General features: G+C 66.5%; 22 protein-coding genes and 2 tRNA genes. 8 read left to right on the top strand and 16 right to left on the bottom strand.

Annotation, left to right across the window (positions count from 1 at the left end):
* Nucleotides 1-181: 181 nt before the first annotated feature.
* Nucleotides 182-883: a pirin family protein gene (locus tag XarjCFBP7645_RS13245; RefSeq protein ID WP_104537807.1), complete on the bottom strand. Its 702-nt coding sequence runs from the start codon at nt 881-883 to the stop codon at nt 182-184.
* A gap of 133 nt (nt 884-1,016) precedes the next feature.
* On the opposite strand from XarjCFBP7645_RS13245, the gene XarjCFBP7645_RS13240 reads away from it, so the two are divergent.
* On the top strand, nt 1,017-1,961 hold the full coding sequence (locus XarjCFBP7645_RS13240; RefSeq protein WP_104537806.1) for a LysR family transcriptional regulator: 945 nt from the start codon (nt 1,017-1,019) through the stop codon (nt 1,959-1,961).
* 44 nt (nt 1,962-2,005) lie between these two features.
* Nucleotides 2,006-2,998 (top strand): DedA family protein/thiosulfate sulfurtransferase GlpE, encoded by a 993-nt coding sequence (locus XarjCFBP7645_RS13235; RefSeq protein WP_104537805.1) that lies wholly within the window; start codon nt 2,006-2,008, stop codon nt 2,996-2,998.
* Between the two features lie 142 nt (nt 2,999-3,140).
* Here XarjCFBP7645_RS13235 and XarjCFBP7645_RS13230 read toward each other — a convergent pair.
* The 10 genes from XarjCFBP7645_RS13230 to XarjCFBP7645_RS13185 all read right to left on the bottom strand — a co-directional run bounded on the left by XarjCFBP7645_RS13230 (nt 3,141) and on the right by XarjCFBP7645_RS13185 (nt 9,320).
* Nucleotides 3,141-3,217: transfer RNA gene (locus XarjCFBP7645_RS13230), tRNA-Arg, on the bottom strand.
* A 110-nt stretch (nt 3,218-3,327) separates the two neighbouring features.
* Nucleotides 3,328-3,404, bottom strand: a tRNA-Arg gene (locus XarjCFBP7645_RS13225).
* A gap of 40 nt (nt 3,405-3,444) precedes the next feature.
* On the bottom strand, nt 3,445-4,326 hold the full coding sequence (locus tag XarjCFBP7645_RS13220; RefSeq protein ID WP_104537804.1) for an alpha/beta hydrolase family protein: 882 nt from the start codon (nt 4,324-4,326) through the stop codon (nt 3,445-3,447).
* A complete protein-coding gene (gene thiD / locus XarjCFBP7645_RS13215; protein ID WP_104537803.1) occupies nt 4,323-5,132 on the bottom strand; it encodes a bifunctional hydroxymethylpyrimidine kinase/phosphomethylpyrimidine kinase in 810 nt (269 codons plus the stop codon). Before thiD ends, XarjCFBP7645_RS13220 begins: the two co-directional genes overlap by 4 nt.
* A 37-nt stretch (nt 5,133-5,169) precedes the next feature.
* Nucleotides 5,170-5,841, bottom strand: a complete 672-nt coding sequence (locus XarjCFBP7645_RS13210; RefSeq protein WP_104537802.1) for a YoaK family protein — start codon at nt 5,839-5,841, stop codon at nt 5,170-5,172.
* Between the two features lie 6 nt (nt 5,842-5,847).
* The gene (locus tag XarjCFBP7645_RS13205; RefSeq protein ID WP_104537801.1) at nt 5,848-6,330 is read right to left on the bottom strand and encodes a hypothetical protein; all 483 of its coding nucleotides are present in this window, start codon (nt 6,328-6,330) and stop codon (nt 5,848-5,850) included.
* Nucleotides 6,330-7,727 carry a PhoH family protein gene (locus XarjCFBP7645_RS13200; protein ID WP_104537800.1) on the bottom strand — a complete coding sequence of 466 codons (1,398 nt, stop codon included), beginning with the start codon at nt 7,725-7,727 and terminating at the stop codon, nt 6,330-6,332. The genes XarjCFBP7645_RS13205 and XarjCFBP7645_RS13200 overlap by 1 nt, the downstream gene beginning before the upstream one ends.
* Nucleotides 7,728-7,809: 82 nt before the next feature.
* On the bottom strand, nt 7,810-8,292 hold the full coding sequence (locus tag XarjCFBP7645_RS13195) for a peroxiredoxin (protein ID WP_104537799.1): 483 nt from the start codon (nt 8,290-8,292) through the stop codon (nt 7,810-7,812).
* Between the two features lie 37 nt (nt 8,293-8,329).
* Nucleotides 8,330-8,680 (bottom strand): ribonuclease E inhibitor RraB, encoded by a 351-nt coding sequence (locus tag XarjCFBP7645_RS13190; RefSeq protein WP_047130307.1) that lies wholly within the window; start codon nt 8,678-8,680, stop codon nt 8,330-8,332.
* A 13-nt stretch (nt 8,681-8,693) separates the two neighbouring features.
* The gene (locus XarjCFBP7645_RS13185) at nt 8,694-9,320 is read right to left on the bottom strand and encodes a glycine cleavage system protein R (RefSeq protein WP_002813792.1); all 627 of its coding nucleotides are present in this window, start codon (nt 9,318-9,320) and stop codon (nt 8,694-8,696) included.
* 92 nt (nt 9,321-9,412) lie between these two features.
* Here XarjCFBP7645_RS13185 and dapA point away from each other — a divergent pair, with 92 nt between their 5' ends.
* Together dapA and XarjCFBP7645_RS13175 are read left to right on the top strand one after the other, a co-directional pair.
* Nucleotides 9,413-10,321 carry a 4-hydroxy-tetrahydrodipicolinate synthase gene (gene dapA / locus XarjCFBP7645_RS13180; RefSeq protein ID WP_104537798.1) on the top strand — a complete coding sequence of 303 codons (909 nt, stop codon included), beginning with the start codon at nt 9,413-9,415 and terminating at the stop codon, nt 10,319-10,321.
* 16 nt (nt 10,322-10,337) lie between these two features.
* Nucleotides 10,338-10,856 (top strand): hypothetical protein, encoded by a 519-nt coding sequence (locus XarjCFBP7645_RS13175; protein WP_047130309.1) that lies wholly within the window; start codon nt 10,338-10,340, stop codon nt 10,854-10,856.
* Between the two features lie 99 nt (nt 10,857-10,955).
* Here XarjCFBP7645_RS13175 and fdxA read toward each other — a convergent pair whose 3' ends face one another.
* From fdxA to XarjCFBP7645_RS13150, 5 genes are all read right to left on the bottom strand, one after another.
* Complete coding sequence (gene fdxA, locus XarjCFBP7645_RS13170; RefSeq protein ID WP_006453280.1) at nt 10,956-11,279, bottom strand: ferredoxin FdxA; 324 nt, start codon at nt 11,277-11,279, stop codon at nt 10,956-10,958.
* Between the two features lie 117 nt (nt 11,280-11,396).
* A complete protein-coding gene (locus XarjCFBP7645_RS13165) occupies nt 11,397-12,275 on the bottom strand; it encodes a 2-dehydro-3-deoxygalactonokinase (protein ID WP_104537797.1) in 879 nt (292 codons plus the stop codon).
* Nucleotides 12,272-13,183 (bottom strand): SMP-30/gluconolactonase/LRE family protein, encoded by a 912-nt coding sequence (locus XarjCFBP7645_RS13160; protein WP_104537796.1) that lies wholly within the window; start codon nt 13,181-13,183, stop codon nt 12,272-12,274. The genes XarjCFBP7645_RS13165 and XarjCFBP7645_RS13160 overlap by 4 nt, the downstream gene beginning before the upstream one ends.
* Nucleotides 13,177-14,325, bottom strand: a complete 1,149-nt coding sequence (gene dgoD, locus XarjCFBP7645_RS13155) for a galactonate dehydratase (protein ID WP_016903234.1) — start codon at nt 14,323-14,325, stop codon at nt 13,177-13,179. Before dgoD ends, XarjCFBP7645_RS13160 begins: the two co-directional genes overlap by 7 nt.
* Nucleotides 14,322-14,954: a 2-dehydro-3-deoxy-6-phosphogalactonate aldolase gene (locus tag XarjCFBP7645_RS13150; RefSeq protein WP_039520823.1), complete on the bottom strand. Its 633-nt coding sequence runs from the start codon at nt 14,952-14,954 to the stop codon at nt 14,322-14,324. The genes dgoD and XarjCFBP7645_RS13150 overlap by 4 nt, the downstream gene beginning before the upstream one ends.
* A 373-nt stretch (nt 14,955-15,327) precedes the next feature.
* Between XarjCFBP7645_RS13150 and XarjCFBP7645_RS13140 the strand changes: the two genes are divergently transcribed.
* The 4 genes from XarjCFBP7645_RS13140 to XarjCFBP7645_RS13125 all read left to right on the top strand — a co-directional run bounded on the left by XarjCFBP7645_RS13140 (nt 15,328) and on the right by XarjCFBP7645_RS13125 (nt 24,937).
* A complete protein-coding gene (locus tag XarjCFBP7645_RS13140) occupies nt 15,328-16,299 on the top strand; it encodes a LysR family transcriptional regulator (protein ID WP_047125506.1) in 972 nt (323 codons plus the stop codon).
* Between the two features lie 262 nt (nt 16,300-16,561).
* Entirely contained in the window at nt 16,562-19,501 is a 2,940-nt protein-coding gene (locus tag XarjCFBP7645_RS13135) for a TonB-dependent receptor (protein ID WP_104537795.1), read from the top strand.
* 340 nt (nt 19,502-19,841) lie between these two features.
* Entirely contained in the window at nt 19,842-22,565 is a 2,724-nt protein-coding gene (locus tag XarjCFBP7645_RS13130; protein WP_047130316.1) for a TonB-dependent receptor, read from the top strand.
* Between the two features lie 110 nt (nt 22,566-22,675).
* The gene (locus XarjCFBP7645_RS13125) at nt 22,676-24,937 is read left to right on the top strand and encodes a WD40/YVTN/BNR-like repeat-containing protein (protein WP_104537794.1); all 2,262 of its coding nucleotides are present in this window, start codon (nt 22,676-22,678) and stop codon (nt 24,935-24,937) included.
* The last annotated feature ends 37 nt before the right edge of the window (nt 24,938-24,974 follow it).

Here is a 24,974-nt window from a genome sequence, read left to right as displayed (position 1 = left end):
GGGCAAAGTCCCAGCCCGCAGCGTGTGGGCTTGTCTGCAGCACGCTGCACGTTGGGCGGGGGGCGCTTGGAGCGGTTAGCAAAACGTAGCGAGCAGTCGTCAGGCGGTGCGGACGGCGCGCAGCAATCCGAGTACCGGCCGCGCCCGCCTGGTGGCTACGCAGTCGTTCTGTCAGTCGCTCTTACTTCGGCAGATCGAACACCACTACTTCTGCATCGCGTGCATCGGCCAGCACGATCTCCGGCTCGTCGGTGATCTGCAGCGCATCACCGGCCGACAACGCCTGGCCGTTGACGCGCAAGCTGCCGCGCGCCACCTGCACGTAGCCGATGCGGCCTTCGGCCAGTGGCTGCTGCAGACGCACCTGACCATCGAGGATCGAGGCATACAGGCGCGCATCCTGGTGCAGGCGCAGCGAGCCGTCCTCGCCACCGGGTGAGGCGATCAGGCGCAGCTGGTTACGCTTGCTGTCGGTATCGAAATGCTTTTCCTCGTAGCTGGGCTCGATGCCGTTGCGTTCGGGTATCACCCAGATCTGCAGGAAGTGCACCGGTTCGCTGGCGGAGTGATTGAACTCGCTGTGGGTGACGCCGCTGCCGGCGCTCATGCGCTGCACATCGCCGTAGTGCAGGACCGAGCCGGTGCCCATGCTGTCCTTGTGCTCCAGTGCGCCGCCCAGGACGTAGGAGATGATCTCCATGTCGCGGTGGGCGTGGGTGCCGAAGCCTTCGCCTGGAGACACCTTGTCTTCGTTGATCACCCGCAGCGGGCCGACCCCCATGTGGCGCGGGTCGTGGTAACTGGCGAAGGAGAAGGTGTGACGCGAGGACAGCCAGCCGTGTTCGGCGCGGCCACGGGTTTCGCTCTTGCGGACATTCAGCATGCTGCTTCTCCTTGAAAGGGTCGGTGTTGCCGGGAGTGAATCGGTGTTCCGGCCACTTGATGGGTAGTCTCTACTTCCGCATCGGCGTCAAAAAGCGAGTAGATTTGGTCGTTATCATCGAAAAAATCGAATAATGAAGATCAGCCTGGAAGCGTTGCAGATCCTGGATGCGATCGACCGCCGCGGCTCGTTCACGGCCGCGGCCAAGGTGTTGTTCAAGGTGCCGTCGACGATTTCCTACACGGTCTCCAAGCTGGAGGACGATCTGGGCGTGCAGCTGTTCGCACGGGTCGGTCCGAAGGCGACACCGACCCAGGCCGGGCGTGAGTTGCTGCGCGAAGGGCGGCAGCTGCTGCGGGCCGCGCAGGAGCTGGAGGTGCGGGTACGGCGGGTGGCCTCGGGTTGGGAGTCGGACTTTGCGATCGGGCTGGATGCGATCCTGCCGGTGGCCTTGCTGCAGGCGCAGATCCTGGACTTCTACACGGTGGCCGACAGCACCCGCCTGCGCGCGTTGAGCGAATCGTTGTCCGGCAGCTGGGAGGCGCTGCTGGATCGGCGCGTGGATCTGATCGTGGCGGCGGGCGAGGGGCCGAGCGGTGGCGGCTATGTCGCCGAGGCGATCGGCACGCTGCGCTTCGTGTTCGCGGTGGCCTCCACGCATCCGCTGGCGGGCGCCGGCACCCTGGGCGCGGCCGAGCTGGCCGAACACCGTGCGATCGCGGTGGCGGATTCGGCGCGGCGTCTGCTGCCACGCACGGTGGGCCTGCTCTCCGCGCGCGATGTGCTCACCGTGCCGGACATGCAGGCCAAGCTGCAACTGCAGCTGGCCGGTGCCGGCTACGGCTTTCTGCCCGAGCCGTATGCGCGCGGCGCGCTGCAGGACGGCAGGCTGTGCGAGCTGCAGGTGGAAACCCGCAAACCCGACGAAACCTTCTACCTGGCATGGCGGCCGGGCGAGGAGGGCGAGGCACTGGGCTGGTGGCGGCGCGCACTACGTCGGGAGGGACTGTTCGATGGCTGGCTGCAGTCGCTTGCCGAAACGTATCGTTCCGCCGCCGCCGGGCAGTCGCGCGTGTGAGGAAGGGCGGATAATGGGCCCTCGCCGTCGCGCAGGGTCGCCGCATGCAAGGCTTGATCGAACAGTACGGATTGGCGCTGGTGTTTGCCAACGTGCTGGCGTTGTCACTGGGCCTGCCGGTGCCAGCGCTGCCGACCCTGGTGCTGGTCGGTGCTAGCTACGCGCTGCAGGGCGGGAGCGATGCATGGCTGGCCGGATTGACGGCATTGGCAGTATCGGTGCTGGCGAGTCTGCTCGGCGACCTGGCCTGGTATCTGGCCGGCCGCCGTTTCGGCAATCGCACCTTGCAGTCGCTGTGCCGGCTGTCGCTGTCACGCGATACCTGCATGAAAAAGACCGAGCGGTTCTTCTCGCGCTGGGGTGTGCGGGTATTGACGGTGGCCAAGTTCGTGCCCGGTCTGTCGATGGTCTCGGTGCCGATGGCCGGTGCGATGCGGGTGCGCCCGGCGGCGTTCCTGCGCTACGACGCCCTGGGTGCGTCGCTGTGGGCGTTGGTCGGGCTGAGCCTGGGCGCGCTGTTTGCGCACCAGGTGCAGGGCGTGCTCGCATTGCTGTCCGATCTGGGGTCCGGGGCGGTTGTCGTGCTGGCCGTGTCGCTGGCCTGCTATGTCGGCTGGCGTTGGTGGCGGAGGCAGGTCTTGCTGCGCTCGCTGGAGCATGCGCGTATCGCGGTGGAGGAGCTGGTGCCGCTGCTCGATGGCGACCAAGCGCTACGGCCGACAGTTCTGGATATCCGGGCGCCGGGCCATCGCGATCTGCAGCCGTACACGATTCCCGGCGCGGTGTTCGCCGACGAGCGTCAGCTCGCGCAGATCCTGGCCAGCGTGCCGCGCGATCGCAGTGTGGTGATCTACTGCGCGTGTCCGGACGAGGTGTCGGCGGCGTGGTTGGCCGGTCGGATGCGCGAGCGCGGATATCGCGACGTGCGGCCGTTGCTGGGTGGGCTGGATGCGTGGCGCGACGCCGGGCATCCGGTGACCTCGCTGCTGCCGGTGGCGGTGGTTGCCCGGACCGATGCGCTGGGTGCGATGGCCTGACCGCAGTGACGCGGTGTTTGCGGCGCACATGCTGGTCTTTGACAGTTGCTGCGTCATGTTCGCTGCGTACCAGCGCAGCCACGCCGTGCACTCGAACGACAGGCAAAAAAAAGACCAGCAAGCTGGTCGTTTTCTTCAAGATTGGTGCGCCCGGAGAGATTCGAACTCCCGACCGCCTGGTTCGTAGCCAGGTACTCTATCCAACTGAGCTACGGGCGCATTATCTTGTTTTGACTTGCATTCCTAACTTGCAGGTCCTTCGCGGTGCGATCGGACCTTTGTAACTAAAAAGACAGCGGTTGAAGGCTGTCTCTTGTTGTTTCTGAAGATGGTGCGCCCGGAGAGATTCGAACTCCCGACCGCCTGGTTCGTAGCCAGGTACTCTATCCAACTGAGCTACGGGCGCGTCGTCAGGAGCGGAATTATGCGGATGCCCGGAGTCCTCGTCAATCCCTTTGTGACATTCGATTGTCGCTACCCTCATCGCCAAGACGCCGGCGCAGCGCAGCGGCCACGGCGGCAGGCGTCTTCATCCAGGCGAAGTGATCGCTGCGCGCGCCCAGTTGCGCATCGTCCAAGGCGACGAGTTCGACGCGTGCCTGCGGCATTTTCTGCAGCAAGGCTTGCAAGGCGCCGGGCGGGCCGAAGCGATCGCGTGCGAAGGTCACTGCACTGATCGGCATCTCGAGCTGGCCCAGCGCCTGCTCGAGATCCCACGACGTGCCGGCCGCACGATAACGATTGCTGCGACCGACCTGCGCCCAATCGGCGAGCAGGCTGCGCGCCTCGGTGCCGCCGAAACCGAGCGTTCGTCCATGCAGCACGCCTTGCGTGCGTGCCAGCCATGGCAGCAGCCGGAAGATCAGTGGCAGGCCGTAGCGCATCGGTACCGGAAAATTGCGCCAGTACGGCGAGCCGCTGGCGACCAGCCACAGCTGCGCAATCCGTGTGGGCTGCAACGCGGCATGGCAGCAAGCCAGTTGGCCGCCGAGGCTGTGACCGCCCAGCATGCACGGCAGCTGCGGGTCATGCAGGTCGAGCAGCGCCCGGCTGGCGGGGATATCGTCGGCAAGCAGCGTGCGATAGCCCCAGTCGTGCTGGCGCGAGGGGCGCAGGGTGCTGCTGCCATGGCCGCGCCACTCGTGCAGATACACCGCGATGCCGGCGCAAGCCAGGGCGTGCGCGAACGGCTGGTAGTGTCGCGCAGCAACGCCCAGTGCCGGCAGCCACAGCAGGCTGGCGATCGGCCGCGCCGGTGCGTGGCGCAGCACCTGCCAGGCGTGTCCATCCGCGGCGGCGACGGCAAGCGTGCTGGCCTGCACGCTCATGGGCTGGGCGCGGCGCCGAAATGGTCCAGCACCAGCACCTCGCCGTGACCGGGGCTATGGCCGAGGCCGATGGCGCGCGCGACGTAGTCGATTGCCGCTTCGCAGGCATTGCGCAGGGACAGGCCCTGGCACAGCTGCGCGGCAATGGCCGCCGACAGGCTGCAGCCGGTACCGTGCGCATCGACCTGCAGGCGCGGATGCATGAACACGTCCTGGATGACGCCGTCATCGAAGCGGTCGATCACCCGCGTGCCCTCGTGCAGGTGGCCGCCCTTGAGCAGCACCGCGTTGGCACCGAGTTCGAGCAGGGCGGCGGTGGCGTGCTCGGCGGCATCGGCATCGTCGATACGGCGGCCGGTCAGCAGCTCGGCTTCGGGCGTATCCGGTGTGATCAGCGTGGCCAGCGGCAGCAGGCGCGCGCGCAGGGCCTCCAGCGCCGCATCTTCGAGCAGGCGGGCGCCACTGGTGGACACCATCACCGGGTCGAGCACCACGAACGGTGGGCGATGGGTTTCAAGCAGATCGGCCACGCAATGGATGACCTCGGCATTGGCGAGCATGCCAAGCTTGACCGCCTGAATCTGGAAATCGGCAAAGCAGGCATCGACCTGCGCCTGCAAAAACGCGATCGGCGGGAGATGCACCGCGGTGACGGCGCGCGTGTTCTGCGCGGTCAGTGCGGCGATCGCCGACAGGCCGTGCACACGGTGCGCGGCGAAGGTCTTGAGGTCGGCCTGGATGCCGGCACCACCGCCGGAATCGGAGCCGGCGATGGTCAGGGCGCACAGCGTGCTGGACGTGGTCATGCGTGGAGTCTGCCCTGCTGCCTGGTGGTTGTGCGGATCATCGCGTACGCCAGCGACGCCATTGCAGGTAGCCAACATAGCCTGCACCGGTCAATCCGGTGAGGCCGGCCGGCAGGTAGAGCGCGTCATAGTGCCAGCGTTGGAACAGCCAGGTGCCGAGCATGCTGCCGCCGAGAAAGCCGCCGATGATCAGTCCGCTCAGCGTGAGCCGGCGCACCTGCAGCGGGCGCCCGCGCAGCAGGTGCCCCAGGCCGATGCCCAGGTCGGTGAACATGCCGCTCAGATGGGTGGTGCGGACCGCCGCGCCACTGAGGGTGGTGGCCATGGCGTTCTGCAGGCCGCAGGCGCCTGCGGCGACCAGCGCGCCGCCGACATGGTGCAGCTTGAACAGCGGGATCGCAGCCAGCAACAGCAACGCTTCGAGCAGCAGCGCCGCACCGTAGCGCTGCCCCAGCCGCAGGACATCGTCCTGGATGATCAGGCCGCTGAGCATGGCGCCTGCGCAGAAGGCGATCAGGATGCCCCAGAGAAAACCGATCTCCGGCGCGCTGTTCTGCACCAGGGCCACGCCGAGCAGGCTGGTGGTACCGGTGAGGTGGCTGACCACCTGGTGCTCTGAGCCCAGGTAGCCGACCACGTTGACCATGCCGGCCACGCCCGACAATGCCACCGCGCCCATCCAGACCCAGCGCGGCAGCAGGATTCCCATCGCCGGTCAGGGTGTGCCGTTGACGGCGACCTGCGAAAACGCGCCGGTTTGCGGGTCGTACAGCGCGCCCCAGAAGGCACTGCCGCCGTCGCACACCCGGATCGCTTCCTTGGCCGGCTTCACTGGCGGATCGTTGGGCAGCCTGAAGGCATTGATGTAGATCAGCTGCTGGCCCTGGATCACCACACCCACGTACTGGCGGTCGAAATCGCGCGGCTCGGGGATGGTCGGGGTCAAGGCATCCTGCCTGGATTCGAGCTGTTCGATCTGCTGCTGGCTCGGTGTCCAGTAGCCGGTGACCTGGCCCGGATGCCGCGCCGGGCTGTCGCGCGAGCAGGTGTCCAGCACCTGCTCGGCAATGCCCTGGCGGGTGATGACCCAGGACTGCCCGTTCTTGAGGTTGGTCGGCACGCTTGCTGGCGGCGGCGCGGTCGCGCAACCGACCAGTGCCATGACGGCAAGCGCCGCAGCGCCGCGCAGCATGTGCATCACAGCACCTCCGAGGCAAAGTCGGCCAGGCGCGAACGCTCGCCGCGACGCAGCGTGATATGCGCGCTGTGCGGCCAGGCCTTGAAGCGGTCCACCGCGTAGGTCAGGCCGGAAGTTGTCTCGGTGAGGTAGGGCGTGTCGATCTGTTCGACGTTGCCCAGGCACACGATCTTGGTGCCGGGGCCGGCACGGGTGATCAGCGTCTTCATCTGCTTGGGCGTGAGGTTCTGGGCCTCGTCCAGGATCAGGTAGCGCGACAGGAAGGTGCGCCCGCGCATGAAGTTCATCGAACGGATCTTGATGCGGCTGGCGAGCAGGTCGTTGGTGGCCGCACGCCCCCAGGAGCCGCCGTCCTGGTTGTGAGTGAGCACTTCCAGGTTGTCGGTCAGCGCGCCCATCCACGGCGTCATCTTTTCCTCTTCGGTACCGGGCAGGAAGCCGATGTCTTCGCCGACGCTGACGGTAGCGCGGGTCATGATGATTTCGCGGTAACGCTGCTGATCCATCGTCTGCGCCAGGCCGGCGGCCAGCGCGAGCAGGGTCTTGCCGGTACCGGCGGTGCCGAGCAGGGTGACGAAGTCGATCTCCGGGTCCATCAAGGCGTTGAGCGCGAAGTTCTGCTCGCGGTTGCGCGCCACGATGCCCCAGACCGCGTGCTGGCCGCTGCGGAAATCATCGACCAGGCACAGCGTGGCCTTGCCGCCGCCGACCTTGGCAACGCGCAGTTCCACTTCATCCTCGCCCGGCAGATACAGGTACTGGTTCGGATACCAGTCTTCGTCGTCGGCCAGCACGATCTCGTAATGGGTGCGGCCACGCTCGTTCCAGCTGCGCAGGTCCTGATTGTGCTTTTCCCAGAAGTTGTCCGGCAGCTCGATGGCGCCGGTGAACAGCAGGCTGAAGTCGTCCAGCGCGCGATCGTTCTGGTAGTCCTCCGCGTTCAGGCCGCTGATGTAGGCCTTGATGCGCAGGTTGATGTCCTTGGACACCAGAATGACCGGCACATCCGGATGCTCTTCGCACAGCGCCAGCACCGAGGCCAGGATCTTGTTGTCCGGGACCATTGCGCCGAAGGTGCGGCCCGGGTCGATCGGGTGGATCTGGAAGTACAGCCGGCCGATCGCCGCCTGGCCCTTGAGCTGGATACCCTGCGGATGGCTGAGCAGGATGCCGGCCTGGATCTGCTCGGCGTTGGTGTTCTCCAGCAGTTCGTCCAGGAAGCGGCTGACCTGGCGCGCATTGCGGCTGACTTCGGACGTGCCCTTCTTGGCGTTGTCGAGTTCCTCGATCACCTGCATCGGCAGGAACACATCGTGTTCCTCGAATTTGAACAGCGCTGTGGGATCGTGCATCAGCACGTTGGTGTCCAGCACGTAGATGCGCTTGCCTTGGGTCATTGGGTCTTCCAAGTGATGGAGCAGGGGCGAGCCATCACGCCTGCGGGGCAGGGTGATGGAGGACACGGGAAACCAGGGGGCATCACTGTCCGGCGTGCGCCTTCAACGCGGCCAGCACGGCGTCGGCATGGCCGGCGACCTTGACCTTGCGCCAGGCCTGCACCACGGCCCCCTCGGGTGACAGCAGGAAGGTGCTGCGTTCGATCCCCAGCACCTGCTTGCCGTACATGTTCTTTTCCTTGATCACATCGAAGGCGCGGCACAGGGCCTGCTCGCCATCGCTGATCAGCGGGAAGGCGAACCCCTGCTTGGCGCAGAAGTTGTCGTGCGACTTCACCGAGTCGCGCGAGACACCCAGCACGACCGCGCCGGCCTGTGTGAACTGCGGCAGCAGTGCGTTGAAGTCCAGGCCTTCGGTGGTGCAGCCGGGCGTGCTGTCCTTCGGATAGAAATACAGCACCACCCATTTGCCGGCGTAGCCGCGCAGCGTGGTCTGGGTGCCGCCGGACAGCGACAGTGGCAGGTCCAAGCTTGCAGCGGGTAGTTCGAATACAGCGTCGGTCATCGTTGCTCAGCCCTAAGTGGAGGGGCGTACGGCGCGGTCATGCCGGACCGACGTCCATCCCATCATAAGCAGCTACATGGAAACGTTTGGCAAGCGCATCGAACTGCGCATTGCGCTGATTCAGCGACTCGATGGTGTGCTGTTCCAGCTTGTCCACGTGCAGGAAGTACGATTCCTCGTCGTCGCCATCGTCTTCGTCGCGTTCGCCCAGGAAGATGTCGATGACCCGATAGCCGTCCTGGGTCAGTTGCTCGGCGAGGTGTTGCAGCGGTTGCTGCGCCGGGTCGGCGAAGAAATATTCCCAACGCAACGGCCCGTCGAGATTCCAGTCGGTCTCGGAGCGGATGTGCGCGAACATCTGTTTCAGCGCGGAAAGGGCAATGGCCATCGGAACGTCTGCCTCAGAACTTCATCGGGTCCATGATCGCGTCGAGATTGAGGTGATCACAGAATTCCAGGAAATCATCGCGCAGCGCGGCGATGTGCATGTTGGCCGGCACGCCGATCGTCACCTGCGCAGAGAACATCTCCGCGCCGGTCTGCATGGCGCGGTAGCGCGTGCTCTGCAGGTTCTCGATGGTGATGCCCTGGCGGTCGAAGAAGTCGGCCAGCTGGAACAGGATGCCCGGCTTGTCGGCGGCGATGACTTCGACGATGTAGGGCAGCAGGTTGGACTGGGTCTGCTTGGGGCCGGTGCGGTACCACACCAGCTTCAGGCCTTCCTCGCGCTCGAGCCGGGTCAGCATCGCTTCGAGCTTGGCGACCGAATCCCAGGAGCCGGTGGCCAGGGCGGTGACCGAGACATCGCGCCCCACCGTAGCCAGGCGGGCGTCCACGAGATTGCAGCCGCTGTCGGCGATGCGGCGGGTGACGGGCAACAGGGGGGACTCCGGATGCGTCGTGTAGGCGTTGATCAGGAGGTGGTTTTCGGTCGGCGAAGGCCGGGGAGTCGAGTCGGTCAAAGGGGCTTCCGGCATTGCATCAGGCTGAATGGCCGCCCGGGCAGGCGCCCTGGCGGTGACCAGCATACTTGCCCGTGGTTTCGCGCCGCAAGTAACATGCAGGCGGCCACAACCCGCGTGCGCGCGGGCCTTTCCTGTCACGTAAGAGCAGCAGAATCTTGTCCCTTTCCGGCATCATCACCGCGCTGGCGACCCCTTTCGGTCCGGACGGCGCACTCGACCTGGATGCCTGGCGGCGGTTGCTGGAACAGCAACTGCACGGCGGCGTGCAGGGAATCGTCGTCGCCGGTTCCACCGGCGAGGCCGCCGCATTGAGCGACGAGGAGTACGACACCTTGTTGCGCGCCGCGGTTGCGCAGGTGGCCGGCCGCGTGCCGGTGCTGGCCGGTACCGGCCTGTCGGGCACCGCCAAGACCATTGCGCAGACGCAGCGTGCTGCGGCGCTGGGCGCGCGGTACGCGCTGGTGGTGACGCCGCCTTACGTGCGTCCGACCCAGGCCGGCCTGCAGGCGCATTTTTTGGCGGTTGCCGACAACGGCGGGCTGCCGGTGGTGCTGTACAACGTGCCCGGGCGCACCGGATGCGACCTGTTGCCGGAGACGGTTGCCGCGCTGGTCGGCCATCCGAACATCGTCGGCATCAAGGAAGCGCGCAGCGAACCGGAGCGCGTCGCCGCGCTGGTGGCGCTGCGCAGCGAGTCCTTCGCAGTGCTCAGCGGCGACGACGGTAGCGCCGCGCAGGCGATGCTGTCCGGTGCCGACGGGCTGATTTCGGTGGCGTCCAACGCGTTGCCGTCGGCGTATCGGCGGCTGTGCGATCTGGCCCGCGACGGCCAGCGCGAAGGCGCCACCATGTGGGACGCACGCCTGAGCGAGTACCACAGTTTCTGCGGGATCGAATCCAATCCCATCCCGGTCAAGGCGCTGCTGCAGCGCGCCGGGATCGGGCACGGCCTGCGTCTGCCGTTACTGCCCCTCTCTGCGGCGCACCAGCCTGCCGCCGACCGCCTTGCCGCCGACGCTGTTGCGTTGGAAGCGCTTTCCAGCCGCGAAATGCTCGCGGCCTGACCCAGGAGATCTATCGATGCGTCATTCCGTTTCCCCCGTCCGCGTGCTCTCGCTCGCGTTGCTGGCGACCGCCACCGTCGCCGCCACGAGCGGTTGCAGCTGGTTCCACAAGGGCGCACGCGGTGACTACGCGCTGGCCCCGGAAGCCCGTCCGCTGGAAGTGCCGCCGGATCTGAACCTGCCCGACACCTCCGGTGCGATGAAGGTGCCGACGCTGGCATCGACCGCACAGCAGAATGCCTCGGCGCCGCCGTCTGCCAGCGCCAACAGCGGCTTCACCGTGCCGGGCGAGCGCGACGCGGTGTTCGCCAAGGTCGGCGCGGCGCTGGCCGACATCCCCGGCCTGACCATCGCCAGCAAGGCGCAGATGCTCGGTTCCTACGACGTGAGCTACGAGGGGTCCAGCTTCCTGGTGCGCGTGGTGAAGGTCGACGCCGGCAGCTATGTGTCGGCGGTGGATCCGCGCGGCATGCCGGCCACGGCGGCAGCGCCGGTGGCGGTCATCACGGCGTTGAAGGGCAAGCTGGGCGGCTGAGGCCGCTGCAGCCATCGCAGACGGCAGAACGGGCGCTTCGGGCGCCCGTTCTGCGTTTTTGCTGCATGGGTGCCCGGCTGGATGCTGCCGGGCGCTGATTCAGCGTTGCAGCAGTGGCAGCTTGTTGGGTTTGCCGTCCCACTCGGCGGCATCGGGCAGCGGCTCCTGGCGCACGGTCAGCACCGGCCAGGCCTTGGCCAGCTCGGCGTTGAGCGCCACGAAGCCTTCCTGGCCTGCCGGGACGTCGTCTTCCGGGTAGATCGCATTGGCCGGGCATTCCGGCTCGCACAGCGTGCAGTCGATGCACTCATCCGGGTCGATGACCAGAAAATTCGGGCCGACGTGGAAGCAATCCACCGGACAGACCTCGACGCAGTCGGTGTATTTGCACTTGATGCAGTTTTCGGTGACAACAAAAGGCATGGCGGAATCCGGCGTTTAGCCTGTCAATTCTAAAGCAGTCCGGTGGCCGGTGTGGGGTTGGCCGGGATGTGTCGGCCTCCAGCCCTGGGCGCTCGGCGCGGGCCTGACCGTCTCCGGTCAGGCCAGCCCGCGTTGCCTGGCCAGCGCGAACAATCCCGTCGCAGCCAGATCTTCCGGATGCAGCTGCGTCTGCACGCCCAACTGCGCCAGCGCCAGCGCGTAGCGTTGCGCCAGCCCGGGGCTGCCGACCAGGTGCACGCTGGCGTGAGTGCCGCACTGGTCGCGCAGTTCGTGGCCGATCAGCAGGCCTGAAAGGTAGGACGGCAGCGCGGTGGCGGCGAGGCGGTCGAACAGGCCCAGCGTGCGGGCGCCGAACAGGTGGTGGCTGAGGCCGCCAGGGTCGGCGCTGCGGTCGACGCCTTGCGCGAAGGCGTCGGTGTCCAGGTCTGCAGGGTCGTCCTGCATCAGCTTGCCCAGGATGCTGTGCTGGCGCAGCACCGCATACAGCTCGCCGGTCATGACGGTGGCAAAACCGGTCAGTTGCCCGTTGGCGATCTGCGCCCACTTGCTGTGGGTGCCGGGCAGGCAGGCGACGTGCTCGCCGTCGCCGAGTGCGGCGATCAGGCCGACCAGCTGGGTTTCCTCGCCACGCATGACATCGGGCACACCGCGGTGCCCGCCGGTGCTCACGCCGGGGACGAACCACAGCGTGCGGCCGGGCAGCAGGTCGGTGTAGCTGCGCATCGCCTGCGCCAGGGCGGCGGTATCGGCCGGGCAGGGCAGATAGGCCTGCTCGACCCAGCCATTGCGGCTGCCGATCATGCCCGACAGCAGCAGCGGGCCGTCCCAGCCGTCGACCAGCGTGCTCAGCGCTTCGGCGAAGCGGCCCTGGCAGGCCAGGATGCCGCCGCTGCCGCGGCGTTGCTCCACTACCGTGCCGTCGGCAGCGAGCAGATAGCCGCGCAGGCTGCTGGTGCCCCAGTCGATCGCGATCATGCGCTGGCCACCCGACTCTCGTGCAGGCCGCTGATCGGCACGTCGCAGACGTACAGGCCGCCGGCTTCCGGGGTGCGGGCCAGTTCGTCGGCGCTGTGGTCCAGGCGCGAGCTGATCACGTGCAGGCGGTCCAGCGCGGCGCCGCCGAAGGCGCTGCAGGTGGGGTGCTTGACCGGCAACTGCACGATGCGCTCGATGCTGCCGTCCGGGCGGTAACGCACCACGCGCCAGGCGCGCCACTGCGCATTCCACAGATGGCCCTCGCTGTCGATGATGGAGCCGTCCGGCTCGGCATCGTCGCGGTCCAGCGTGGTGAACACGCGCACGTTGCTGGTCTGCGCAGTGGCGGCGTCGTAATCGCAGCACAGGATCTGCGGGCGCAGCGAGTCGCAGTAATACAGCGTGCGGCCGTCGGGGCTGAAGCAGATCGAGTTGGGGATCGACACGCCCGGCAGCGGCAACGCACGCAGGCCGTGGCGCAGCGAGAACTGGTACATCGCGCCGCGCGCAGCCTTGTGGTCGTGCTCGTCCATGGTGCCGAACACGAGGTTGCCGTTGCGGTCGGCGCGGCCGTCGTTGCTGCGCGTGTGCGGGTTGTCGGCTTCGATGTCGGCCAGGTGCTCGAGCGGCAGCGTGTCGGCGTCGGCGTTGTCCGGGTCGGCGATGCAGATCGACTTGGCCAGCGCGATCAGCACGCGGCCGTCGTCCATCAGGCCGAGGCAACCGGGGCGGTCCGGCAGCGTCCAGTACTGCGTGCGCGCGCTGTGCGGATGATGCCGCCACAGGCGCTTCTCGCTGATGTCCACCCAGTACAGCGCTTCACGTTGCTCACACCACAGCACGCCTTCGCCATGCGTGCAGCGGCTGTCGACCGCCAGCACGGCGGTGTGTTCGGGCGTGCTCACCATTCGGCGATGCTGCCATCGCTGTGACGCCAGACCGGGTTGCGCCAGTCCGGCGGATTTTCGTTTGCGCGCTTGAGCATGTCTTCGTCGATCTCCACACCGAGCCCGGGCTTGGGCAGCGCGGCGATACTGCCATCGATACACTGAAAATCGTCTTTATTGATGACGTAATCGAGCAGGTCGGCGCCTTCGTTGTAGTGGATGCCGATGCTCTGTTCCTGCAGCACCGCGTTGTGCGAAACGAAGTCCACGTGCAGGCAGGCAGCCAGCGCGATCGGCCCGAGCGGGCAGTGCGGGGCGAAGCCGACATCGTAGGCTTCGGCCATCGCGGCGATCTTGACGCACTCGGTGATGCCGCCGGCATGCGACAGGTCCGGCTGCACCATCCCGATACCGCCGGCGCACAGCACGTTCTTGAATTCGAAGCGCGAGAACATGCGCTCGCCGGCCGCCAGCGGAATCGAGGTGCTCGCGGCCAGGCGCGGGTAGTACTCGGCCTGTTCGGCCAGCACCGGTTCCTCGACGAACAGCGGCTTGAACGGCTCCAGCTCGCGCAGCAGCGCCTTGGCCATCGGTGCGCCGACGCGGCCGTGGAAGTCGATGCCGAAGTCGATGCTGTTGCCGAAGGCTTCGCGGATCTCGGCGACCTTGACCACCGCCGCATCGACCGCGCGCGCGCTGTCGATCAGCTTCATTTCCTCGGTGCCGTTGAACTTGAAGGTGTCAAAGCCCAGCGCACGGTAGTCGGTGATCTGCTGGATGATCGCGCCCGGGCGGTCGCCGCCGACCCAGCGATAGGTCTTCATGCGGTCGCGCACCAGCCCGCCCAGCAGCTCGTACACCGGCACGCCAAGGGCCTTGCCCTTGATGTCCCACAAGGCCTGGTCGATACCGGCGATGGCGCTCATCAGGATGGCGCCGCCACGGTAGAAACCGGCGCGGTACATGGTCTGCCACAGGTCGTTGATGCGTGCCGGATCCTTGCCGATGACGTAGCCGGCCAGTTCGTGCACGGCGGCTTCCACCGAGCGCGCACGGCCTTCGATGACCGGCTCTCCCCAGCCGGTGATGCCCTCGTCGGTTTCGACCTTGAGGAACAGCCAGCGCGGTGCGGCGTGGTAGGTGGTGAGGCGGGTGATCTTCATCCTTGCAGTTCCTGGTAGGCCTGCACGAAGGCGCGTGCATGCGTCTGGGTCGTTTCGAGCGATTGCGCGGGTTTGTACAGTTCGCCACCGATGCCGGCACCGGCGGCGCCCTGGGCAAGGAAGCCGGCCAGGGTCTGCGGGCTGACGCCGCCGACCACGTAGACCGGAATGTGCTTGGGCAGCACCGAGCGCAGCGCGCGCACATGCGCGGCGCCATAGGTGGCTGCGGGGAACAGCTTCAGGATCGTGGCGCCGGCATCGATGGCGTCGAACGCCTCGCTGGCGGTGGCGAAACCGGCGACCACGGTGAGCCCGCGCGACACCGCATGGCGGATCAGCGACGGGCGCGTATTCGGGGTGACGATGAAGCGCGCACCGATCTCGGCCAGGGTGTCGACATCGTCGTTGCGTAGCACGGTGCCGGCGCCGATCCAGGCGCGCTCGCCGTAGGTCTGCTGGGCCAGGGCGATGCTCTCGGCCCAGCGCGGCGAATTGAGCGGGATCTCGATCGCGTCGAAGCCGGCGTCGATCAGTGCACCGACATGGTCGAGCGTTTCTTCCGGCGTGATGCCACGCAGGATGGCGATCAGCGGCAGGGCGAACAGGCTGGCGGTGGTGTCTGAGGTCATCGTGTTACTCGCGATAGAGCGGAAAGCGGCCGTCGGCGTCCGGATGGGCGCCAGCGTCGGGGGAAGTTGCAGCGCTGCATAGCAGCGCGCGGAGGGCGGCAGGCAGCCGCGACGAGGTGGCTGCGGCACTTGCGTGCGCACTCCAACGGCCTGCAATTGGCCGGCAAGTTGCCGTCATCGTCGTCCACCTCCGCAATCATGGCGTGCGTGTTGCCATCTCGTGGAAGATGGGTCACGTCTGTTCTGGCCGCGCCCGGGAGGTAGGGGCTCCTGCTGCGGCGTTCGATAGCCTCGCGCGGGGAGATATGTGCTGCAAATGAAATTTTCGGCATATTCTATTCCTCCTACGAATACAGCTGCGTGGCGATACCCCATGGCAAATTCCGGCACTCCCTGGTTCAACGCTGCCCGCCTCAAGACGCGCCAGCTCCTGCTGCTGCTGCATCTGCACGAACAACGCTCGGTGCTGCGCGCGGCCGAGGCTGCCAGCATGACCCAACCGGCCGCTTCCAAGCTGCTGGCGGAAATGGAAGACATGCTGGGGGTGAAACTGTTCGAGCGGCATGCCCGCGGGGTGGAGCCCACCTGGTACGGCCATGTGCTGATCCGGCGTGCGCGTGCGGCGATGTCGGAGATCGGACGGGCGCAGGAGGAAATCGCCGCGCTGCGCGCCGGGAGGATGGGCCAGGCCTCGATCGGTACGGTGGTCAATCCGGGCACCAACCTGGTGCCGCAGGCGATCGCCGAGGTCAAGCGCGAGTTCCCCGACATCCTGGTGCGGGTGGAAATGGACTACAGCCGCCCGCTGGTGGCCAAGTTGCTGGACGGCCAGCTGGACATCGTGATCGGCCGCATCCTGGGGCCGGAGGGCGTGGGCGAGCTGGAGTTCGAGCCGCTGGCCGATGAGCCGCATTCGGTGATCGCGCGTGCCGGCCACCCGCTGGCCAGCCGGGCCGGCCTGCAGCATGCGGATCTGGTGCGGCATGGCTGGATCCTGCCGCCGGCCGACAGCGTGCTGCGCGCGCGGCTGGATTCGATGTTCATGGAGCACGGCGTGCAGACGCCGACCAATGCGATCGAGACCTCGTCGCTGCCGGTGACCTCCACGCTGCTGCGCGGCACCGACATGCTGACCGCCTTGCCGGTGGAGTCGGTGGCGCCGCTGATCCAGGCCAAGCTGCTGACCGTGCTGCCGATCGAGCTGGGCGTCCGCATGGAGTCGTTCGGCATCATCCGGCGGCGCGATTACATCCTGCCGCCTGGGGCCGAGCGCATTCTGCAGGCGCTGCGCACCACCGCGCGGCGTTTGTACCCCGGTCTGCGCGGGCCGGAATCCACTGCTTAAGCGGGCTCTTCCATTTGTATTCCGGCACGGCATACCAGGCTGTGAATTTTTCATTGGCTGGCGCTAGACCACGCGCCTATATCTGTGAGCCAGATCGCACGCTGAAGCGCACGTGAAGTCGGGCAGGTGATCGGCGGCCAAGCCGCCATGCAGTGAGAAGTGGAGCCGGGCGGCGACGTCCGCGTCCTGCACGATCATGTGGCCCGTTGACGGTGCCGCGACAACCAGTCTTCAGTCGTCTTGCGTCCTGGGAGGGATTCAGATGTACAAGTTTTCAAGCCATGCCTCGGCAGGGACGGGCGTGCACGCACGTCGTACCCCGCGTTTGCGTCATTCCGCCATGGCGGTGGGCATCGGGCTGTTGCTCGCCGCACCGGTGTACGCACAACAGACGCAACCGTCCCCGACCGCCCCGACCGCCCCGGCCGGCAAGACCGCCGGCAGCGCGGTGGATCTGGATACGGTGGAAGTGCGCGGCGTGCGCGCCAGCCTGATCAAGTCGCAGGTGATCAAGCGCGATGCCAGCCAGATCGTGGATTCGGTCAGTGCCGAGGACATCGGCGCCTTGCCCGACCGCAGCGTCACCGAAACCCTGCAGCGCGTCAGCGGCGTGACCATCGATCACTTCGCCGCACGCAGCGACCCTGACCATTTCTCCGCCGAAGGCAGCGGCGTGATGATCCGCGGCCTGACCCAGGTGCGCGGCGAACTCAACGGGCGCGACATCTTCAGCGCCGCCAGCGGCCGCGGCCTGAGCTTCGAAGACGTGCCGGCCGAGTTGATGGCCGGTGTGGACGTCTACAAGAACCCCTCGGCGGAAATCATCGAAGGGGGGCTGGGCGGCACGGTCAATCTGCGCACGCGCATGCCGTTCGACAATCCGGGCCGGATCGTCGGCGGCAACGTCGATGTCAACTACGGCGACATGAGCAAGAAGTACAAACCGTCGGCCTCGTTCCTGTTCAGCGACCGCTGGAACACCGGCATCGGCGAAATGGGCTTCATGATCGATGTGGCGCATTCGGAGCTGGCCACGCGCTCGGACGGCATCCAGGTGGAGCCGTATGTGCGGCGGACCGATGAGGCCGTGCTGGCCGGCAGCGGGCGCAGCGAAGTGTTCGTGCCGGGCGGGGTGAACTGGCGTCAGCTGGATTTCGAGCGCAAGCGCGACGGGATCGCGGCGGCGTTCCAGTGGAGGCCCAGCGATGCCACCGAGATCTATGCGCAGTTCCTGCGCTCGCGCTACGACATGAACTGGCAGGAGCGCGCCGCGTTCTTCAACGACAGCAACAACAGCATCACGCCGGCGCCAGGCACGACCTTCGACTACGACGATCGCGGCGGCTTCCTGCGCGGCTCGCCGGTGTCCAGCTCGTGGCGCGGGGTGCTCACCGGCGACGGCGTGCGCTTCAACACCGACAACCGCTATTCCGAACAGCGCACCACCACCACCGACATGTCGGTGGGCTTCAGCCATTTCTTCAACGACAACCTGCAGATCAAGGGCGATATGCAGCTGGTGGAGTCGGAGAACGAACAGCTGGATTTCACCGTGTTCAGTGCGACCTATCTGCCGGGCCTGTCGTATGACGTGTCGGGCAGGTATCCCAGCGTGCAGATCGCCAACCCGGCCTTCACCCAGGACCCGTCCAACTACTTCTGGGCGGCGGCGATGGACCACCTGGGCAAGAACCGCGGGCGTCAGCTGTCCACGCGCGTGGATCTGGAATACACCTTCGATGACAGCAGCTGGCTGCGCTTTGCGCGCTTCGGCATGCGCGCCACCGACCGCAACCAGATCAACAAGAATTCCGGCTACAACTGGGGCGTGATCTCCGACAACTGGGCCGCCATTCCGGGCACCAGCAACGGCCTGGCCAACATGTCCGAGTTCATGACCGACCAGTCGTCGTTGTTCACCTTCTCCGACTTCTTCCGTGGCGGCGTGAACGTGCCGACCACGCTGGTGGTGCCCAACAGCGGCCTGGTCAACAACTACGCCTCGGCCTCGCAGATGATCCAGCAGATCGTGGCGCTACGCGGCTACGGCTGGGCGCCGGACACCTATCAGCCGCAGGACACCAACCGGCAGCACGAACGCACCCAGGCCGCCTACGCGGCGCTGTACTTCGGCAACGACGAGGCCTGGGGCGTGCCGGTGGATGGCAACATCGGCATCCGCGTGGTGCAGACCAAGACCCAGGCCGAAGGTTTCGGCCAGTTCCAGAACCTGGCCGGGCTCAATGTCTCGCCGGAACTGCAGGCGCGCTACACCGGGCAGTACTTCGAGAACAACTCGCAGGGCAGCTACACCAACGTACTGCCCAGCCTGAACCTGCGCCTGCGCTTCACCGACAGCCTGCAGTGGCGCTTTGCCGCCTCCAAGGCGATGGCGCGCCCGGACTACACCCAGTTGCAGCCGTATGTATTGCTCAACGTGGAAACCAACGACGCCGGCCAGGCGACCGATTTTGTCGGCACCGCCGGCAACCCGAACCTCAAGCCGATGGTGGCCAACCAGTTCGACACTGCGCTGGAGTGGTACTTCGACACCAGCGACATGCTGTACGCCACGCTGTTCTACAAGAAGGTCAAGGACTACTTCTCCACCCAGACCCGCAGCGAGATCTACGACAACCGCCCCTGGCTGGTGACACGCCCGTACAACATGGACGAGGGCACCATCCGCGGCGCGGAGCTGGGCTATACCCAGTTCTTCGACCAGCTGCCGGGCTGGCTGAGCGGGTTCGGCGTCAATGCCAACTTCACCTTCGTCGACAGCCAGGGCGGTGCCAACACCGCCACCGACCCGTACACCAATACCACCGTCACCGGGGTCGAGCTGCCGCTGGAAGGCCTGTCGCGGCGCAGCTACAACCTGGCCGGCATCTACGAGAAGGGGCCGTTGTCGCTGCGCCTGGCCTACAACTGGCGCTCGCGCTACCTGCTGACCACCAGCGATGCGTCCACCCGTCTGCCCACCTGGGCCGACGACTACGGCCAGCTCGACGGCTCGTTCTTCTACCGCTTCAACGCGCACCTGCAACTGGGCGTGCAGGCCAACAACCTGACCAACACGGTGACCAAGGTGCTGATGGGGCCGACCTCCTACGAAGGCGGTGAAGTGGATCGGCGTCTGTATACGCGCTCTTCCTTCGTCAACGACCGGCGCTACTCGCTGGTGCTGCGCATGAACTGGTAAGCGCAGGCCGTCACGGAACTGCTGTGTCCGGGCTCGCGGAGTTGAGCCCGCTTTTGCCGATCCGGCCCGCCGGGTCGGCAATGCCAGACCCGGCGGGTTTGTCGGGGTTGCTATAGTTTTTACGAATAGCTTTCCAGGAATATTTCATTGGTGTGGCACGACGGCGCCGCCCTATGCTCCGGCCGCAGCCGCTAGGTACGCCTTGTCAGGATTACCACGCATTGCAACCGCCCGGCCTTCCGGTCGTGGGCGGATGCGGGCCAGCACCAACGACGGGCAGGGCGTTCGCGCACCGACCCGCTAAAAAATTAGAAGTACATGCGTCCTGGGAGGGAGCACCATGTCAGTGCAACATCGCCACATTCCGGCAGGCCGGACTGTGGGTCAGCGTTCGATCCGTGATTTCCGCCGCTCCGTGATGGCCCTCAGTGTGGCCACGCTGCTGAGCGCGCAGGCCTATGCGCAGGACGCGACCACCACTGCCGCTCCGGCTCAGGACTCCACCACCCAGCAACTCGACACCGTGCAGGTCACCGGCACGCGCAGCAGCGTCACCAAGGCGCAGCTGGTCAAGCAGAACGCCGAGCAGATCGTCGATTCGATCGTTGCCGAAGACATCGGCAAGCTGCCCGACAACAACGTCGCCGAAGCGCTACAGCGTATTTCCGGTATCCAGATCTCACGCAACTATGGCGAAGGCAGCTCGATCGCCATCCGCGGCCTGACCCAGGTGCGCACCGAGCTCAATGGCCGTGACATCTTCACCGCCAACGATGGCCGCGGCCTGAGCTTCGAGGACGTGTCGGCCGAATTGCTCGGCGGCGTCAATGTCTACAAGAATCCCTCGGCCGACATGATCGAAGGTGGCCTGGGCGGCACCGTCGACCTGCGCACGCGCCTGCCGTTCGACTACGACGGCCGCAAGATCGCCGGCAGCGTGCAGTACAACTATTACGACCTGGCCGACGACGGCAAGCCGGCGTTCTCGGGCCTGTTCAGCGATCGCTGGCAGACCGGCATCGGCGAGATCGGCCTGCTCGTGAATTATTCGCAGCAGAAGAGTCCGTTCCGCCAGGACACCATCTCGATCGAGCCGTGGTACACGCAGACCGATCTGCCGGGCTATGAAGGCCAGGAAGTTTCTGTGCCGCACGGCGCCGGCATCAACACCACCGTTGGCGAGCGCGAGCGCAAGACCGGTGCGTTTGCGATGCAGTGGCGTCCGAACGACTCGGTCGAGGTCTACACGCAGGTGCTGCGTTCGGATTACGACTTCAGCTGGCACGATTATTCGTTCTTCGCCCTGACCGGCGGCAACCCGATGCAGGGCTTGCCGGGCATCCAGGTCAACGACCGCAACGAGTTCGTCAATGGCTCGTTCCAGAACGTGCCGACCGAGTCCAACACCAGCCTGACAGAGCGGCATTCGGTGACCACCGATTACTCGCTGGGCGCCAAGTGGACGGTCAACGAGAAGCTGACCCTGAGCACCGACTTCCAGTATGTCGATGCCACCACCAAGGGCACGCGCTACATCATCGCCACCGGGCAGGACACCAGCCCGCAGTTCAATGTCGACTTCCGTGGCGATCTGCCGCGCCTGTCGGTGACCGATGCCAGCGGCGCGGAAGGCTATCTGGCCGATGCCAACAACTACGACGGCTGGCGTTGGCACCTGGACAACAAGGACGACAACAAGGGCACCGAGTTCGCCTGGCGCGCCGACATGGATCTGGCCTTCGACAGCGACTTCGCGCGCAGCTTCAAGGCTGGCGTGCGTTACACCGACCGCGATGCCGAGACCAAGGGCAACGTCTGGCGCTTCATGTGCATCAACGATTGCTCGGGCACACCATTCTCGCAGTACCCGAGCATCGGTCTGGTGTCCAACCCGATCACCGACTTCTTCCGTGGTGAGAGCAGCACCTTCGGCCGTACGCTGACGGCTGCCGATTCGGCGGTCGCCAACTACGAACAGACCCTGGCCACCTTCGGTGCCAGCCCGCTGGAGTTTGCGCCCAACAACATCAATACGCAGAACGAGAAGACCTACGCGGCCTATGGCGTGCTGCGCTTCGGCGTGGACAGCGACTGGATTCCGTTCGACGGCAACATCGGCGTGCGCGTGGTGCGGACCGAGGTGGGCTCGCAGGGCGTGCGTACCGGGACCGACAGCGAAGGCGGCGGACTGATCCCGGTGGATGCGCAGCAGACCTATACCGACGTGCTGCCGAGCTTGAACCTGCGCTGGATGCTGAGCGATCAGCTGCAGTGGCGTTTTGCGGCTTCGCGCGGTATCTCTCGCCCGACCTTCGACCGGCTCAACCCGAACCTGAGCCTGAGCACCGGTACCTCCAATGGTGCCTCGACCTTCACCGGTACCGCGGGCAACCCGAGTCTGGAAGCGGTCAAGGCCGACCAGTTCGATACCGCGCTGGAGTGGTACTTCGGCCAGGGCTCGATGATGTACGGCACCTTGTTCTACAAGAAGGTCGAAGGCTTCATCGCCAACGCCGTCTTCAACGAAGTCTACGACGGCCAGGTCTGGCAGATCACCCGTCCGGTCAATGGCGATGCCGGCAAGATCCGCGGTGCGGAACTGGGCTACACGCAGTTCTTCGACTTCCTGCCGGGCTGGCTGAGCGGCTTCGGCCTGCAGACCAACTACACCTATGTCGACAGCGAGGCACCGAGCCCCACCGCCACCGACACCAACGGCCAGGCGCTGACCGTGCCGCTGGAAGGCCTGTCCAAGAACAGCTACAACGCGATCCTCAGCTACGAAACCTCGCGCTTCCAGGGCCGTGTGGCCTACAACTGGCGCAGCGACTGGCTGGTGACCACCGCGGGCAACGGCACCGGCAACCTGCCGGTCTATAACAAGGGCTTCGGCCAGCTGGATGCCTCGTTGCGCTTCAACATCAATGATGTGTGGTCGATTTCGCTCGATGGCGTGAATCTGCTCGATACCCGTCGCGAAAGCTATCTGGGCACCGAGTCGCGCTACCGCGACTTCGTGATCAACGATCGTCGGTATGGCCTGACATTGCGGGCCAGCCTGTAGAACGCGCCGTAGGAAGTGCGTCTCCGGTCCGGCGAGCTGTGCAGGCAGCCCGTCGGGCCGGTGTTTTTCCTATCGACGGCATGCCGTCGATCGCAAGGGGAGCCGGAGGAATGATCGTCGTGATCGATCCGCCTACTGTGCGCCGCGTTACCGCAGCGATGTGGCCGGTCCGTATGTGTCTGGCACTGCTGCTGCTGTTGTCGCTTTCGATCCTGCCGCTGCAGGCTGCCGACCCGGCGGTGCAGGGGCCCTACCAATGGCGCAGCGTCGCCATCGGCGGTGGCGGATTCGTCACCGGTGTGCTGTTTCATCCCGCCGAGCGCGATCTTGCGTATGCACGTACCGATGTCGGTGGTGCGTACCGCTGGGATGCGCGCGCGCAGCAGTGGGTGGCGTTGACCGACTGGCTGGGCGCCGACGACTGGAATCTGATGGGGATCGACGCGTTTGCGGTCGATCCTGCCGACCCGCAGGCGCTGTACCTAGCCGCGGGCACCTACATGCACGAGCGCGCCGGCAATGCCGCGGTGCTGCGCTCGTTCGACCGCGGCCGCAGCTTCGAGCGTGCCGAGTTGCCGTTCAAACTCGGCGGCAACCAACTGGGTCGTTCCAACGGCGAACGGCTGGCGGTGGACCCGCACGATGGTCGTGTGCTGTTGCTGGGCTCACGCGATGCAGGGCTGTGGCGCAGCGACGATCGCGGCGCGCACTGGGCGCGGGTGGACGCATTTCCCGCCGAGGCATTGGCGGGCGCGACGGCGCGCAATCATGTCGGACGCGAGCAGGCGGTGGGCATCGCCTTTGTCGTCTTCGATGCCGCCAGCGGCCGCGCCGGCCGGCCGACGCCGCGTATCTATGTCGGCGTGTCCACCGCGCAGACCAGTGTGTATGTTTCCGACGACGCCGGTCGCAGCTGGTCGGCGGTGGCCGGGCAGCCCAAGGGCCTGCGTCCCAGTCACATGGCCGGCGGCAGCGATGGGCAGTGGTACCTGAGCTACGGCGACCAGCCCGGGCCGGACCTGATGGCCGGCGGCGCGCTGTGGAAATACACCCCGGCGCAGGCGCGCTGGAGCGAGATCAGCCCGATCGCGCAGCCGGCCGGCGGCGATGGCTTCGGCTGGGGCGCGGTGGCGGTGGATCCGCAACAGCCGCAGGTGCTGCTGGCCAGCACCTTCCGCCGTCGTAGCCCGCGCGATGAGCTGTTCCGCAGCGTCGACGGCGGCCGCAGCTGGACGCCGTTGCTGGCGGGCGCGCAGTTCGATCACAGCGCAGCGCCGTGGACCGCGCAGGCCACGCCACACTGGATGGGCGCGCTGGCGATCGATCCGTTCGACAGCAACCACGCGCTGTTCGTTACCGGCTACGGCATCTGGGCCTCGCGCAATCTGCAGGATTTCGCCAGGCAGCAGCGGCCGTTGCAGTGGTGGTTCCAGGACCGCGGGCTGGAAGAGACCGTGCCGCTGGATCTGCTCAGCCCGATGCAAGGCGCGCACCTGCTCAGTGCGCTGGGCGATATCGACGGCTTCCGGCACGACGATCTGGAGCGTGCGCAGCTGCAGTACGCCGGCCCGCGCCTGACCAATGGCGAGAGCATCGATGCCGCCGGGCAGGCCGCGCAGTGGGTGGTGCGCAGCGGTACCGTGCGCGACCGCCGCAACAACGAGATCCGTGCGCTCTTTTCGCGCGATGGCGGCGCGCAGTGGACGGTGTTCGCCAGCGAGCCGCCCGCCGGGCAGGGCGCCGGCAACATCGCTATCGCCGCCGATGCCTCGCAGGTGGTGTGGGCGCCGGACAAGGGCGGCAGCTGGCGCACCGGCGATTTCGGCAAGCACTGGCAGCGTTTGCAGGGGCTGCCAGAGACTGCGGTGGCGGTGGCCGATCGCGTCGATGCGCGGCGCTGGTACGCAGTGGATACCGCCAGCGGGCGCTTGTACGAGAGCCGCGATGGCGCAGAGACCTTTCGCGACACCGGCGCGCAGGTCGGCAGCCCGGCGCGCGATGAACGTGCGCGTCCGCAGCTGCGTCCGGATCCGTGGCGGGCGGGGGTGGTGTATCTGGCCAGCCCCGCGCTGGGCGTGATGCGCTGGCAGGATGGGCGTTTGCAGACCTTGTCCAAGCCGGACGAGGCGCGTTCGCTGGGCATCGGCAAGGCACTGCGCGAGGACGCACCGCCGGTGCTGTATCTGGCCGGCCGCGTCGAGGGAGTGGATGGGGTGTTCCGCTCCGACGACGACGGCGCGCAGTGGTTGCGCATCAACGACGACGCGCACCGGTTCGGCAAGCCCTACAGCGTCACCGGCGATCCGCGCATCCCGGGGCGCGTGTACTTCGCCACCGGTGGGCGTGGCATCTTCTACGGCGACCCACGATGAGCGCTGCGTGCCTGTGCGCGTCAGCGCGCTGTCTTAC

The organism is Xanthomonas arboricola, assembly GCF_002940665.1.
GTDB lineage: Bacteria > Pseudomonadota > Gammaproteobacteria > Xanthomonadales > Xanthomonadaceae > Xanthomonas > Xanthomonas arboricola_B.
The sequence above is the reverse complement of the archived record's forward strand: the minus strand, read 5'-3'. Positions and strand labels throughout refer to the sequence as shown.

Coding starts and splice junctions, on each gene's coding strand:
- XarjCFBP7645_RS13245 (WP_104537807.1), bottom strand. CDS start 883: ATGCTGAATGTCCGCAAGAGCGAAACCCGTGGCCGCGCCGAACACGGC.
- XarjCFBP7645_RS13240 (WP_104537806.1), top strand. CDS start 1,017: ATGAAGATCAGCCTGGAAGCGTTGCAGATCCTGGATGCGATCGACCGC.
- XarjCFBP7645_RS13235 (WP_104537805.1), top strand. CDS start 2,006: ATGCAAGGCTTGATCGAACAGTACGGATTGGCGCTGGTGTTTGCCAAC.
- XarjCFBP7645_RS13220 (WP_104537804.1), bottom strand. CDS start 4,326: ATGAGCGTGCAGGCCAGCACGCTTGCCGTCGCCGCCGCGGATGGACAC.
- thiD (WP_104537803.1), bottom strand. CDS start 5,132: ATGACCACGTCCAGCACGCTGTGCGCCCTGACCATCGCCGGCTCCGAT.
- XarjCFBP7645_RS13210 (WP_104537802.1), bottom strand. CDS start 5,841: ATGGGAATCCTGCTGCCGCGCTGGGTCTGGATGGGCGCGGTGGCATTG.
- XarjCFBP7645_RS13205 (WP_104537801.1), bottom strand. CDS start 6,330: ATGCACATGCTGCGCGGCGCTGCGGCGCTTGCCGTCATGGCACTGGTC.
- XarjCFBP7645_RS13200 (WP_104537800.1), bottom strand. CDS start 7,727: ATGACCCAAGGCAAGCGCATCTACGTGCTGGACACCAACGTGCTGATG.
- XarjCFBP7645_RS13195 (WP_104537799.1), bottom strand. CDS start 8,292: ATGACCGACGCTGTATTCGAACTACCCGCTGCAAGCTTGGACCTGCCA.
- XarjCFBP7645_RS13190 (WP_047130307.1), bottom strand. CDS start 8,680: ATGGCCATTGCCCTTTCCGCGCTGAAACAGATGTTCGCGCACATCCGC.
- XarjCFBP7645_RS13185 (WP_002813792.1), bottom strand. CDS start 9,320: ATGCTGGTCACCGCCAGGGCGCCTGCCCGGGCGGCCATTCAGCCTGAT.
- XarjCFBP7645_RS13175 (WP_047130309.1), top strand. CDS start 10,338: ATGCGTCATTCCGTTTCCCCCGTCCGCGTGCTCTCGCTCGCGTTGCTG.
- fdxA (WP_006453280.1), bottom strand. CDS start 11,279: ATGCCTTTTGTTGTCACCGAAAACTGCATCAAGTGCAAATACACCGAC.
- XarjCFBP7645_RS13165 (WP_104537797.1), bottom strand. CDS start 12,275: ATGATCGCGATCGACTGGGGCACCAGCAGCCTGCGCGGCTATCTGCTC.
- XarjCFBP7645_RS13160 (WP_104537796.1), bottom strand. CDS start 13,183: ATGGTGAGCACGCCCGAACACACCGCCGTGCTGGCGGTCGACAGCCGC.
- dgoD (WP_016903234.1), bottom strand. CDS start 14,325: ATGAAGATCACCCGCCTCACCACCTACCACGCCGCACCGCGCTGGCTG.
- XarjCFBP7645_RS13150 (WP_039520823.1), bottom strand. CDS start 14,954: ATGACCTCAGACACCACCGCCAGCCTGTTCGCCCTGCCGCTGATCGCC.
- XarjCFBP7645_RS13140 (WP_047125506.1), top strand. CDS start 15,328: ATGGCAAATTCCGGCACTCCCTGGTTCAACGCTGCCCGCCTCAAGACG.
- XarjCFBP7645_RS13135 (WP_104537795.1), top strand. CDS start 16,562: ATGTACAAGTTTTCAAGCCATGCCTCGGCAGGGACGGGCGTGCACGCA.
- XarjCFBP7645_RS13130 (WP_047130316.1), top strand. CDS start 19,842: ATGTCAGTGCAACATCGCCACATTCCGGCAGGCCGGACTGTGGGTCAG.
- XarjCFBP7645_RS13125 (WP_104537794.1), top strand. CDS start 22,676: ATGATCGTCGTGATCGATCCGCCTACTGTGCGCCGCGTTACCGCAGCG.